We start from the raw sequence: 12871 nt of genomic DNA, 5'->3' as shown, positions 1-12871 counted from the left end.
ATCCCGCAGCGTTGTCCAAATAGGGGGGTTGAGTGCTACAAAAGTCCGTTTCCGTGTTGGCGGTTGCCGCCTGTCTCATGTTCACAACGCAGGCGCAGGCGGAGGATGCCACGTCCGAAGACGCCAACGCCAGTTCCGAAGAAATTGTCGTCATCGGCAGCGGCCAGACCCGCTCGGTCTCGACCCTGGTGCCCTCGAACCTCGACGTGCTGCCGCCCGGAACCAGCGTTCAGAAGGCGCTGAACTTCCTGCCTGGGGTGAGCGCGCAGTCGATCGACGCGCTGGGCGTCAACGAGCAGTCGCTTTCCCTCCAGGTCCGCGGTTTCAGCACCACGCACCTCGGCTACACGCTCGACGGCATCCCGCTCGGCGACGGTGCCTACAACAACTATAACGGCCTCACCATCAGCCGCGCGCTGATCTCCGAAAATCTCGGCCGCGCCGACCTTGCGACCGGCATCGCCGGCCTCGGCATCGCTTCGACCAGCAACCTCGGCGGTGCGCTTACCTATATCACCAGCGACCCGCGCAAGGACATGGGCGCCCAGATCAGCCAGAGCTTCGGCAGCGAAGACTCCCTGCGCACCTTCGTGCGGTTCGACACCGGCGAGCATGGCGGTTTCTCGGCCTATTTTTCCGGGCAATACACCGAGCAGGACCTGTTCGTCGACCAGGGCGCCGACAAGAAGTCCACCGGCAAGCAGTTCAACGGCAAGCTGAAATATCAGTTCGACGGCGGCACGATTTCGGCCTTCGTGGACATTTCCCGCACCAACCAGGCGGACGACGCCTATCTGTCGAAGGACATGCTCTCGCGCGTCGGCTGGGACTGGGGCGGCTATTCGCCGAACTGGGACGCTTATGTCGATCTCGCTTACTGCACCGTGACCGGGCCCACCGCCGCAGATCGTTGTGTTCCCGCAACATCACCTGCCAAGAACGGTGATGTCACCTACACCAACGGCCAGATCCTGCGGAATGACGAACTCTATTACCTCACGGGGGATTTCGACCTGACCAGTGCGCTCAGCGCGAGGGTGTCGGTCTACCATCACAAGAACAAGGGTGCCGGCAACAACTGGATCGTCGGCTGGTCCAAGCAAGGGACGGCGGATACCGCCGATGACGTGCCGGTCCGCATCCGCGATACGCGCTATACGATCGACCGCACCGGCGCGCTCGCAAGCCTGAGCTGGGAAGTCGGCTTCAACCACTTCCAGGCCGGCTTCTGGCTGGAGGAGAACACCAGCAGCGCCGTGCGCTATATCTGGCAGAACGTCACCGGGCCGTTCAGCCTGGCGAAGTATCTGAAGGGGCAGCCGGATTCCACGACCTGGGCGCAGGAAACCAAGTGGAAGACGCGGCAGTTCTACGTTCAGGACACGGTGAAGCTGCTCGAGGACACGCTGAGCATCGATTTCGGCTTCAAGGGCACCTACGCCAGATCCGACGCCACCGCGATTGACGGGATCGCCAAGGCCCCTCCGGGCAACCAGCAGTTCGCGACCGGCTCGCTTACAGCAAAGGATTATTTCCTGCCGCAGGTCGGCCTGCACTGGCAAGTCGCGCCCGAGCATGAACTGTTCGCCAGCTACGCCGAGAACATGGCGATGTTCCAGGGCGGTTTCAAACTCGGGCCGCAATCGGTGACACAAGACGTTTGGGACGCGCAGGGAAAAACGCTGAAGCCGGAGACGTCAAAGAGCTTCGAAGGCGGCTACCGTTATGTCAGCGGCCCCCTGCAGATTTCGCTGGCGGGCTATTATGTGGAGTTCGACAACCGGCTTCTCCAGTACAACCCCTGCCCGACGAACCGGCAGCAGGAACCGGGCTGCGGCAACTCGTTCCACAATGTCGGCAGCGTCACCAGCAAGGGCGTGGAACTCGCCGTCCTGTGGAAACCATTGTCCTGGCTGAGCTGGTACAACTCCGCCTCGTACAACAAGTCCACCTATGATGATGATCTCGACTGGTGCGAGGACGATGTCTGCGTGGTCAAGGCCACGGCCGGCAAACAGCAGGTCGACACGCCGAAGGAGATGTTCGCCAGCGTGCTGAGCGTGAACCACTCCGGTTTCTTCGCATCGTTGCAAGGCAAGTATACGGGCCGCCGTTACTACACCTTCACGAATGACCAGAGCTTCGGCGGCTACACCACCTTCGACCTCGGATTCGGTTACGACTTCGGCAATGTCGGACCGCTGAAGGGCGCGAAGCTGTCGTTCAACGTCACTAACCTGACCGACAAGCGTTATGTCTCGAACTTCGACAACAGCGTGTTCGCGCCTGATGACGCGGCCGGCACCGTCAAGGTGTTCCACTCGTCGGCTCCGCGTCAGGTCTTCGGAACGATCGGGTTTACCTTCTGAACCCATGCGCGCCGCGCTGCTCCTGTTGTCGCTCTTCCTCGCCGTCCCTGCGTCGGCCGGCGAGGAAGAGCCTATCTCCCGGCCGCATCTGGACCGGGCCGCCGGAGCGCGCGGCGTCACGCTGAACGGCCAGGCCTTCATCAATCGGGGGCTGGTCGGCGCCGGCGAGCTTCCAGCGGGCACGGTCGACTTTCTTGGCGACACGCTGGGATCGTTTTCCTCGCTGCAGATAGCGCCCGGAAGCTGGAAGCGCGTGGGCGATCATTACGAAGGCATTCTGTGGACGCTGCCGGACCGGGGACGGAACGATCCCGCGGCCAACCTCTTCTTCGACTATCCGGCGCGGCTGGTGCGCTTGCGCATCCGCTTCTCACCGGAGAAAGACCAGCTCGCCCTCATTCCCGATGGCGGATTGAAGCTGCGCGACTTTCGCGGCCGGCCGTTTACCGGCGCCGATCCGGGCACCGGCACCCTGACGCAACGCGGCATAACGCTGCCGGCGCCGGCCAGCGGCGTCGGCAAGGGCAAGGTGTCTCTGGACGCGGAGTCGCTGCAATTCACGCGCGACGGCGGCTTCTACGTCGGCGATGAATATACCGCCAATGTGTATTTCTTTGACAAGCGCGGAAGATTGCGCGGAGTGATCCAGCCACCCGCGGCGATCACGCCGCGCCAAAACGGGCAACCCTTCTTCGGTTCTCTCCAGGCGCCGGACAGCGGGAGACGCAATAATCAGGGAGCGGAAGGCATGTCGCTGTCGCCTGACGGCCGAACCCTGTTCGTGGCCCTGCAAAGCGCGCTGATTCAGGACAGCGCGACCGGCAATCCCTCGGGCCGCGTCAACACGCGCGTGATGGTCTACGACGTGAGCCGCACGCCGACGCCGGACCAGCCTGCTGCGCATTATGTGGTGCAATTGCCCGCCTATAATGACGAGGGAAATGGCGGCGCGCCCAACCGCACCGCCGCGCAGAGCGAAATCCGCGCGCTCGATAGCCATCGGTTCCTGATGCTCGCGCGCGATGGCGCGGGCCACGGCGCGGAAAACGGGAAGCCGATCGTCTACAAGAGCATCCTTCTGGTCGACGTAACCGATGCGACCAACCTTGCGGGCACCGCATTTGAGACGGGCACCGCATCGCTGTTGCAGAATCCGGCGGGCACCGCGCTGCGGGCGGACATAATTCCCGCCAAGCGGGCCGAGCTGGTGAACATGCTCAATCCCGTGCAACTGGCGCAATTCGGGTTGAGTATAGAAATGCTGTCCGAGAAATGGGAGGCAATGGATCTCGTGCCGGTTCTGGAGCGCGATAGTCCGGCCGATTATTTCCTGTTGGTGGGCAACGACAATGATTTCATCGCGCGCAACTGCCGAATGTCCGGCGAGGCTTGCGATTCGCGATTGGACAATGACAACCGGATACTGGTCTATCGTGTGAGCCTCCCGGCGCCATTGCGATAGGCAGGCATCGCAAATTGCCAGCGGTGGATGCCGGCCCCGGCGGCTGGCGCCGCCGGGACCATCCGATCAGGCCGAACCTTTCACCTCGGCGAGCGAGGCGCCGAAATTGATGTGAAAGGGCTGGCCGGCAATCACCAGCGCCGGGACCGAAGCGACCCCGGCGGCCTCGGCCTCCGCGATCCGCCCAGGCGCGTCGCCGAGATGCACGACCTCGACATCATATTGCGCGGGATCGAGCGCATGGGCGAGGCCCTGCTCGGCGCTGAGGCAGACCGGGCACCCGGCATGGTAAAACGTCGCTTTCTGAGGCATGATGGAATGTTCCTTCCTTATCCGAGGGCGGACAATCGAGCGCCCCGTTCGTTGCCGCGAGCGGGGCGTTCACATATGGACCGGCTCCCGTGTGAAGCAGGTCCAGCTTTCAAGCCGCGCCGCAGCGTCGGCTTCGACGTGATCGCCGCAATCGAGACGCAGCGAAGCATCGCCGAAAGCGGCATCCACGAAGGCGCAGTGATGCGGCGCAGCCGCATCGGAATGGACATTGGGCCTGAAATGCGCGCAGGTGACGCACATGCGCTGGACCGGGATCGCGCCGCGCGCCTGGAGCGCGCCGATCATCTTGGTGAGCGCCTTGAGGAACCCGGCGCGATCCCCATCATCAAGCGCATCGACGGCCCCCAGCAGGGCATCCGGCCAGACCGCGGTTTCATTGGCGAGGCGCTTTCCCGCATCGGTCGGCTGCAGCCGCACCGCGCGCGCATCCTCAGGGTCCCGCAGCTTCTCCACATAACCCTTGCGGACCAGCGCGGCGACGGCATCGCTCGCGGTCGGCTGCGTGACAGCGATCTCGGTTGCGATCGCACCGATGCGCGCGGGGCCGCGAGCGGCCAGATACGCAAGGATCTGGCTCTGGGTCGGGGTAAGCCCGGTCGTCTCCGCCTGCCGCCATCCTTCCGAGCGCAGCAGCATCCCGATCCGCGACAGTCCGGTCATGATATGGGCGTTGACAGTCATCGGCCCTCGACAAGAGTATAATAGGAGTCCTATATATAATTGTCAGGCCAGTCAAGGAAGGGTGTATGACCGGAAGTGTCGCCGATCGTCTGGACGATGTCCGGAAAAGGATGCGGGATGCCGCGCTGCGTGCGGGCCGCTCCCCTGACGCCGCCAGCCTCATGCTGGTGACCAAGACCGTCGGCGCGGCCCGGGTGCAGCAAGCGCTCGACGCGGGCCAGCACAGTCTGGGCGAGAACAAGGTGCAGGAAGGCCGCGCCAAGGCCCGCGAACTGGCGGGACAACCGGTGCGCTGGAGCATGATCGGCCACCTCCAGACCAACAAGGTCAGGGATGTCCTCGAATTCGCCGGCGAGGTTCAGTCGCTCGACAGGCTCCGGCTGGCGAGCGCGCTTGACCGTCGCCTCCAGCATCTCGGGCGCGGCCTCGACATACTGGTGCAGGTCAACACGTCCGGCGAGCCAACGAAATATGGGCTGGCGCCCGAAGATGTGCCCGCGTTTCTTGCGGAACTGCCGGCTTTCTCCAGCCTGCGCGTCCGGGGCTTCATGACGCTGGCGCGGTTCACGTCCGATCAGGACGAAATGCGCCGCTGCTTCCGCCTGCTGCGCGCAATCCGGGATCGCGCACGGCAGGACGCGCCGCAAGGCGCTGCGCTGGAAACGCTGTCGATGGGCATGTCGGGCGATTACGAGATAGCGATAGAGGAGGGCGCGACCGTGGTGCGCGTCGGCCAGGCGGTATTCGGCGCGCGGCCCTTGCCCGATACCCACTACTGGCCGGAAACGAGGCGGCCAGCGCCTCGCGCATAGCCGCCAGCAATCTCGTTTCCATCGTCATATCTCCCCGCCATCCTGTCTCTGGCCTGATTCCCGGCATAAGCCGCTACGCCGACAGCGATTGACGCGGCGGCATGATTGCGCGAAGGATAAGGGCATGAGCAAGCGGCATCTCATTCGCGCATTGCGCGCCGGCAGACTGATCGCGGGCATCTGACCCCGGAGGCCATGCAGCGTCCGGGGTCATGATACGCCCGGCAGCCGCTCATCCCTGCCCCGATCACAATTTTCCCTGTCGGAACGCGGCGCCGTGGGGCCGCGAGCCTTGCCATGTCACATCGTCCTGCCAGGACAGGCGCTGGAAAGCGCCGTCCAGCTCCGGGCGTCCGGCCCTCATCTCCATCCCGGTCCCGATCCGTCGCCAGCCTGCCCCGCGCCCTTTCGAAACTCGGCTTCTGTTCCCGGACCGAAGCCGCCGCGCTGATCGAAGCCGGGCGGGTATCGGTCAACGGCCGGATCGCCCGTTCGGCGACCCTGCGGGTCGATCCGGGCCGCGACCGCATCGCGGTCGATGGCAGCCCCATCGCGGCCGAGGCGAAGGCCTATCTGATGCTGAACAAGCCGCGCGGGCTGGTCACGACGCGCCGCGATCCTCACGATCGCGGAACCGTGTATGATTGCCTTCCGCCCGAACTGCCGTTCCTGTCGCCGGTGGGCCGGCTCGACAAGGCGAGCGAAGGGCTGCTCCTCCTGACGAACGACACGGGCTGGGCGGAATATCTGCTCAATCCGGCATCCGGCGTTCCGAAGACCTATCATGTGAAGATCGACCGGATTGCCGACGAGGACCTCATCGCCTCGCTCGCCAAGCCTGTCGAGGACGGCGGCGAACGGCTCAGCGCCGCCACGGTGCGCCTTCTGCGCACTGGCAGCCGCTCCAGCTGGATCGAGATCGTGCTGACCGAGGGCCGCAACCGCCAGGTGCGCAGGATGATCGCGGCTCAAGGCGCCAGCGTGCTTCGCCTCGTGCGCGTGGGAATCGGGACCGTAACTCTGGGCGATCTCGGCAAGGGGCAGGCCCGGCCGCTTACGGACCCGGAGCGATCCGGCATCTGGCCAGCGGCCATGCAGCAGGAGACCGGCGAGGATTATCGGCAACGATAAGCGTATAGCAGTCTATCGGGTCGACTGGTCATGGGCGCGGCCGTGAAGCCTTGCCAGGCAAACGATCACCAGCACTCCCGAAACGGTGAGCATTCCGCTCCAGAGCAGCAGCCCGAAAGCCAGGCCGTCCCGTAACACCGCGGGGATCGCGGCAAGCATCAAAAGCAGCGCGCCGGACAGCCGAAGCCATTCCGGCGGGCGTGCGGCATCGGGACCTTGCAGCAACGGCCAGTGCTGCTTCTGGCTGAAAGCCATCATCGCGAAACCGACTGTGGCAATGGCGCAGGTGGCGATGAGCAGCAGCGCATCCTTCATCGCATCACCCTGCCGCCTGGAGCACAGGCTTGCGCCCGCCGGTAACTCGGCCGAGCCTGATTGCGGCACAAGCCGCGATCACGGCGGCAGCCAGCAGAACGAGATCGACCCCCGCCGTGTGCCAGAGGCCTCTCGCGGCCGCGACCGGCAACGCATGGCCGGTGGTGACGGCGTTGAGCAGCACGGCCCCGGCGCTTCCCGCCGCGATGGCCCATGCCTGTTCGCCCCAGGCGGCGCGGCCACGCAGGAATGCGTGGAAAACGGCGGCGATCCACGCGGCATGGAAAATCCGCACCTCCGCCGCCGCACGGTCCTCGATGCCCGCTGGCAGCAGGCGGTTGGCGATGAGGAAGGCAAGCGTGGCGATCAGCAGGCCCGTGGTTATGCCCACCGCCGCCGCTTCGGTGAGCCTCACTCCGCGCAGGCCCAGCTTCTCGTGCCGTTTCCGCCGCGACTGGACCCAGAACAACAAGCCCGTGGCGATCAGCGCGCAGCCGGCGAGGCCCGACAGGAAATAGAGCCAGCGCAGCGCCCAATGGTCGAACTGGACGGCATGAATCCCGAACAGGAATTCATAAGCCGCTGTAGTGCCGGTGTAAGGCGTGGCGGCGAGAAATTCTCCGCTGGCGCCATCGAACCAGGCTCGCGTGCCGCTGCGATAGGAGATGGTTCGCCCGCTCGGCCGCTGCACCTCGACATAGGCATTGGCATCGCCGGGATGTATCACGCGAAAGACCTCCGGCCGGTCCCCGCCCCATCGCTCCGCCGCCATGTCGCGCACCGCATCCAGCGACACGAGCGGCCCGCCCGCCGCATTCGCCGCCGCACGATTGAACCAGCCGCCGCTCGCCGCGGCGGGATCGCTGGCGAAGACCACCATCTGCGCGCTCGGCAGATAGGTGTAGGTAAAGATGGCAACGCCGGTGAATGCGATCATCAGGTGGAAAGGCAAGGCGAGCACGCCGGAAATATTGTGCAGGTCCAGCGTGGTGCGCTGCGGCTTGCGCACGATACGCAGCGTGAAGAAATCCATGAAAATCCTGCGGTGGATGATGACGCCCGAAATGCACAGCGCCACCATCACCACGGCCGCCAGCGCGCAGAGCACCATGGCCAGCGTGCCGCTGTTGAGCCGGTAGTGATAGGGATAGAAGAAGCGGGTTCCCCCATAGGTGCCCTGATCGGGCAGCGCGCGCAGCGTCGCCGGGTCTATGTAACGGCTGACCGGCGGGCCATTGACGCGCTCCGCCAGGATTTGCGCGACCGGGGTTCGTTCGTCGGGCAGGATGATCGTCCAGCTTCGCGCATCGGGCGCCAGCTCGCGCGCGATGGGAACAAGCGCATCCGGGGTTATGGCCGGCGCCTCGACGAGACGGGTTGCCGGCATCATCCAGCGGTCGATTTCCCGGTCGAACACGGCCAGCGTGCCGGTCCAGAAGATCACGAACAGCAGCCCGCCGACGAACAGCCCGAACCAGGTGTGAAACCAGTTGAGCGCCAGCCGCAGCCCACCTGGATCGTCGGGATTTGCAGGCGCGCTCACGAGGCGGCTCCCACGACCGGCAAGGCCGGTTCGACCCATATGGCCAAGGCATGGGTCGCGATGGCCGCGCCCACGAGCGCAAGCCAGACCCGCGCCAGCCGCCGTTCTGCGAAGCACCAGAGCATCAGCAGGGCGAAGACCGCATAACCGATCATGCTGCCGACGATCAGTGCGTCCGACCGTGCAATCCCGGCCGTGAAGACGAGCAATACGGCAATCAGCGCCGTCGCGCCCGCCGTCACAGCATAGGCGCCGACAATCGCCGCGAGCACGCGCGCGGCAATGCGCAGGCCGCGCAGGGTTCTAGCCATGATCGTTGGGTGCGGCCGCGATCAACGGGCCGATATGCCGCTCATAGGCGCGCCAGCGACCGCTGGACGAGTTGTAGAGCGGCCGGCGGACCTGCCAGCGGCTTGGCGTCTGCACGGCGCGATCCTGTTCGTGGAAGCGCAGCACGGATGGCTCCCAGTTCAGTCCCAGGAAATCGAGCAGCCGCCGGGACTGGCCCTCGAGGTTGGCGACCAGATCCTCGTAGCGCACGTCCAGAATCCGCAGATCGGTGGCGGAGCGCCAGTGATCCATCAAGCGAGTGTAGCCGCGCCAGTAACTGGCGATGTCGCCAAGGTCGGTCGCCCAGCGCTGCTCGGGCGTGAAGTTCTCCGAGAAAATGGACAGGCCGCAATCGCGTATGTCGCGGATGCAATTGATGATGCGCGCATTCGGCACCGCCAGCGCGACGAGGCCGAGGTGCCAGAAATTGAGCGGCTGCTTGTCGATCACCCGGCTGGCGGTTCCAGAAGCCATGCGGTCCAGACGGCCAAGATGGTCGCTCGCGATGGCGGCGACATGGCGGGCTTCCAGTTCCAGCGCCGTTTCCGGCCAGGACGGATCGGACCGGCCCAGGCGATCCGGCGTGCCGGTCGCCATGTCGGTGAGCAGATCCAGTTCGCCCGCGCCGTGGACCGCCGGATGCCCCGCAAGGATCTGCTCGGTGAGGGTCGTGCCGGAGCGGGGAAGGCCGACGATGAACACGGGACGTTCGGACGGATCGCCCCAGCCACGGCGCGCTGCGAAGAAATCCCGCGAGAAGATTTCGACGAGCCTGTCGATCCGCGCATCCAGTCCGTCGCGGTCGAACGGCCCGGCCGCTCGTCGGCGTGCGGCGTTGGCGGCGGACCAGGCGGCGAAGGCCTCGTCGTGCCGGCCAAGTCCTGCCAATGCCTTGCCCAGCGCATAGCCGATGAGTGCCGCATCCGCATCGGGCGCGGCCCGCAAACCGTCCCGTGCGATAGAAAAGGCCGCTTCGAGCACATCGCCCTCGGCAACGCCCAGAAGACCGGCGAGCCCTTCGGCGTGGAACGGCCTCGCTTGCACGAGCCGGCGATAGACTTCCGCCGCCGCGCCGCGCTCGCCCAGATCCTCATAGACGCCGCCGAGCCCGACAGCCGCGCCGTCCGCCTGGTCGTCGAGGTCAAGCGCGATTTCAAACTGCCCCTTCGCCTCCTCGAGCCTGCCGTCCTGCGTAAGCATTCGCCCCAACAGGACATGGATGACCGCATTCCTCGGTTCGCAGCCAACGGCGCGTTCCAGGCAGGCGATGGCTTCGGCGCGTTGATGGTTGCGGCTGAGGATGCGCGCGAGCCCCACAAAGGGAGCCGCGACACGCGGATCGGCCTTGGCCGACAGGCGATACGCCTCGAATGCACCGGAGGCATCGCCTGCTTTTTCGCAGGCCACGCCTTTATCGAAGAGTTCGCTTCCGGTGGCCGTCATGATTGCTAGAAGCGCGCCCGTGCCGTGACATAAGCGGTTCGCGGATTGCCGAATTTGTGGCCGGTGCCGGTCGTGCCGTTGTCGTAACCTATGTTCTCCCGGTATTTCTCGCCGAGAAGGTTAAGCACGTTCAACTGCAGGCTGATCCGTTCCGAGACCGGATATGACACCAGGGCATCGACCAGCGTGTATCCCTCGTATTCCAGGCCGAACCGCGGGGCGGGACGTTTGGATATACCGCGCGCGCCCAACCCGAGGCGCAGGCCTGCAAGCGAGCCTGTCTGCACGGTGTAGGTGCCGAAGGCGCTGAACGTATGCTTAGGCACCAACTGCACCGGATCGCCCACGCCTTGCCCGGAATTTGCATTGATGACCTTGGTCACTTCGGCGTCGACATAACCATAAGCCAGGTCCAGCTTCAGGGCGGGCGTCACCGCCAGGCTGGCGCCGATCTCGAAGCCCTCGTGTTTCTGCTCGCCCGTGGCGACGACATAGGCTGGCTGCCCGGGAATATTGTTCGGATCGGCCGTCGCGACGTTCCGGCGGGTCAGGGAGAATACGGCGGCCGTAAGCGTCAGCCTGTTGTCCCATAGCCCGCCCTTGAGGCCGATCTCGTAGTTCGTAGCACTTTCGGGCTTGATCGGATCGCCGCTTCGCGTCGTTCCATTCTGCGGGATGAAGCTGTCCGCATAGCTGACATAGGCATTGAGGTTGTCGATCAATTCATAGCTTGCCCCGATGCGGAACGTGACGTCGTCTGTTGGCGTCGACACGCCCGTCACCCGGTTGGTGACCTTATAGTCGTCATATCGCAGCCCGGCCACGAACGTCAGCCGGTCGACCGGCCGGATGTTCGTCTCGGCATAGACCGAGTAGAGACGATCCTTGCGAACGGAAAAAGGCGACAGGGGCGTGCTGAAGTCGGGAACGCCGTAAACCGCGGCATCGATGTCATTGATGTCGACCGCCCCAAGGAGTCCGCCGAAAGCCCACAGGCTGTCGAACTTGGTCCGTTGCGCGGAGGCTCCGATCACCCAGTCCTGACGCTGCCCGAAAGCGTTGAACCCGCCCACGAGCTGAACGTCGCCATAGAGAACCTGCGTATCCCGGGAGCCATGGGAATAGTAGGTGTAAGCCATCGTATCGCCCGGCCCGAAGCCGCGGCCGGCTACATAGTTTTCGCCACCCTGGCTGTTCCGATAGTCGAAAGTCGAATTCTGGTAGCTGCCGCGCATGACGAGCTTCAGATCGTCCAGAAATTCGTGCTGCAGTTCGGCGTCCACATAGACGTCTTCGCCGACCTGTTTCGCCGGAACGCCCAGAAAGGTCCCGGCATCGAAGACGTCGGGCATGGACCCATCGGAGTTCGCAGGAACCAGCGAACTGGGAACGCTGTTTCGCTTCGTATAGGCCACGGACGTCTGCATCCGGGTCCGGTCGCTGAAATTGGCCTCAAGGACCGGCCGCACGGAGAAAGTCTCGGTCTTCACGGGGTCTTGCGGGCTGCGCTGGTCCTCATAAGCGAGAGTGATCCTGCCGCTGAGGATGTCCGAGCCCAACAGCGAACCCGTATTCGCGTCGGCCTCGAGACGATAGGTGCCATAGCTGCCGCCGCGCGCGGTTAGATCGACAAAGTCCTCCTCCTGTGGGGATTTCGTGACCTGATTGATCACACCGCCCGGAATGACGGGGCCGAGAAGAATCGATGCAGGACCCTTGACGACTTCGAACCGCTCGATGTGGGACATATCTCGTCGGCCCGCGCCGCGGCTGTCGTTCTCGGGCCGATTGTTCGTCAGCACCGAGGCATAAAGGCCCCGAACAAAGTATGACCCGCCGGTCGGGAGCAGTTGGGTCTGTATGCGGGCGACGTTGGGCAGGGTTTCCAGAACGTCCAGCGGATTGATGAAGCCCCGTTCCTCCATCACGGACTTGTCGATGACGTTCAGCGAGAACGGCAACTCCCTTGGCTTGATCGGCAGCCGGTTCACCAGCGAGTTCTGGAACTTGGCGCCGGTGACGATGATGTCATCCGTCTCGCCGGGCGGGGCTGCCACTGGCCGCGTGCCCGAAGCGCGGCGAGGGTTGCTGTCGCGCCTTGCGGCTGGGGGAGCCGCCGAGATCACGAACCCGCCAGCGCCATCCGGCGTTGCGCGCAGGGAAGTGCCCCGCAGCAATATCTCAAGGGCCTGGGCCGGGCTATACGATCCGCGCACACCGCGCGTCGTCTTGCCGGTCACGATGGCCGCGTCGTAGGAAATGGCCACTCCGGCGGCGCGGCCGAATTGATTGAGCGCGCTCCCCAGCGATCCGGCTGGAATATTGTAGCTTTGCCTGGCGGATGCCGATTGGGCCAGCGCAGGGGCGGACACCGTCACCATCGCCGTCATGCTCATCAATGTCGCAATGCTCGCGGCCATGCGCTTCCCACTCATTAAACAAACCCCCTGTC

The 12871-nt window shown here is 64.7% G+C and carries 12 protein-coding genes; 5 read left to right on the top strand and 7 right to left on the bottom strand.

Annotated elements, in window-relative coordinates; genetic code table 11:
• Nucleotides 1–77 precede the first annotated feature (77 nt).
• Both U8326_RS15305 and U8326_RS15300 read left to right on the top strand, forming a co-directional pair.
• Complete coding sequence (locus tag U8326_RS15305) at nucleotides 78–2369, top strand: TonB-dependent receptor (protein WP_324741315.1); 2292 nt, start codon at nucleotides 78–80, stop codon at nucleotides 2367–2369.
• A gap of 4 nt (nucleotides 2370–2373) precedes the next feature.
• Nucleotides 2374–3831 (top strand): esterase-like activity of phytase family protein, encoded by a 1458-nt coding sequence (locus U8326_RS15300; RefSeq protein ID WP_324741313.1) that lies wholly within the window; start codon nucleotides 2374–2376, stop codon nucleotides 3829–3831.
• 66 nt (nucleotides 3832–3897) lie between these two features.
• Here the strand turns inward: U8326_RS15300 and U8326_RS15295 are convergent, their stop codons facing one another.
• Together U8326_RS15295 and U8326_RS15290 are read right to left on the bottom strand one after the other, a co-directional pair.
• Nucleotides 3898–4143: a thioredoxin family protein gene (locus U8326_RS15295; RefSeq protein WP_324741312.1), complete on the bottom strand. Its 246-nt coding sequence runs from the start codon at nucleotides 4141–4143 to the stop codon at nucleotides 3898–3900.
• A gap of 69 nt (nucleotides 4144–4212) precedes the next feature.
• Complete coding sequence (locus tag U8326_RS15290) at nucleotides 4213–4824, bottom strand: MarR family winged helix-turn-helix transcriptional regulator (protein ID WP_324741310.1); 612 nt, start codon at nucleotides 4822–4824, stop codon at nucleotides 4213–4215.
• Between the two features lie 86 nt (nucleotides 4825–4910).
• On the opposite strand from U8326_RS15290, the gene U8326_RS15285 reads away from it, so the two are divergent.
• On the top strand, nucleotides 4911–5657 hold the full coding sequence (locus U8326_RS15285; protein WP_324741309.1) for a YggS family pyridoxal phosphate-dependent enzyme: 747 nt from the start codon (nucleotides 4911–4913) through the stop codon (nucleotides 5655–5657).
• Between the two features lie 297 nt (nucleotides 5658–5954).
• Nucleotides 5955–6788: a pseudouridine synthase gene (locus U8326_RS15280; protein ID WP_324741308.1), complete on the top strand. Its 834-nt coding sequence runs from the start codon at nucleotides 5955–5957 to the stop codon at nucleotides 6786–6788.
• 12 nt (nucleotides 6789–6800) lie between these two features.
• Here the strand turns inward: U8326_RS15280 and U8326_RS15275 are convergent, their stop codons facing one another.
• The 4 genes from U8326_RS15275 to U8326_RS15260 are packed head-to-tail and all read right to left on the bottom strand — an operon-like array spanning nucleotide 6801 to nucleotide 10293.
• Nucleotides 6801–7103, bottom strand: a complete 303-nt coding sequence (locus U8326_RS15275) for a DUF3325 domain-containing protein (RefSeq protein WP_324741307.1) — start codon at nucleotides 7101–7103, stop codon at nucleotides 6801–6803.
• Nucleotides 7104–7107: 4 nt separating this feature from the next.
• Nucleotides 7108–8646 carry a PepSY-associated TM helix domain-containing protein gene (locus U8326_RS15270; RefSeq protein ID WP_324741306.1) on the bottom strand — a complete coding sequence of 513 codons (1539 nt, stop codon included), beginning with the start codon at nucleotides 8644–8646 and terminating at the stop codon, nucleotides 7108–7110.
• A complete protein-coding gene (locus U8326_RS15265) occupies nucleotides 8643–8957 on the bottom strand; it encodes a hypothetical protein (protein WP_324741305.1) in 315 nt (104 codons plus the stop codon). Before U8326_RS15265 ends, U8326_RS15270 begins: the two co-directional genes overlap by 4 nt.
• Entirely contained in the window at nucleotides 8950–10293 is a 1344-nt protein-coding gene (locus U8326_RS15260) for a tetratricopeptide repeat-containing sulfotransferase family protein (RefSeq protein WP_324743638.1), read from the bottom strand. Before U8326_RS15260 ends, U8326_RS15265 begins: the two co-directional genes overlap by 8 nt.
• Between U8326_RS15260 and U8326_RS15255 the strand changes: the two genes are divergently transcribed.
• Complete coding sequence (locus tag U8326_RS15255; RefSeq protein WP_324743679.1) at nucleotides 10192–10428, top strand: hypothetical protein; 237 nt, start codon at nucleotides 10192–10194, stop codon at nucleotides 10426–10428. The genes U8326_RS15260 and U8326_RS15255 overlap by 102 nt on opposite strands.
• On the opposite strand, the gene U8326_RS15250 is transcribed toward U8326_RS15255, so the two are convergent.
• Nucleotides 10425–12815, bottom strand: coding sequence for a TonB-dependent siderophore receptor (locus U8326_RS15250; RefSeq protein WP_324741304.1), 2391 nt, complete (start codon nucleotides 12813–12815; stop codon nucleotides 10425–10427). The two genes, U8326_RS15255 and U8326_RS15250, sit on opposite strands and share 4 nt — an antisense overlap.
• Between the last annotated feature and the right edge of the window lie 56 nt (nucleotides 12816–12871).

This window comes from Tsuneonella sp. CC-YZS046 (assembly GCF_035581365.1).
In the GTDB taxonomy this organism is placed as follows: domain Bacteria; phylum Pseudomonadota; class Alphaproteobacteria; order Sphingomonadales; family Sphingomonadaceae; genus JAWKXU01.
Note: the sequence above shows the minus strand (reverse complement) of the source record. Positions and strands in the feature narration are given on the sequence as shown.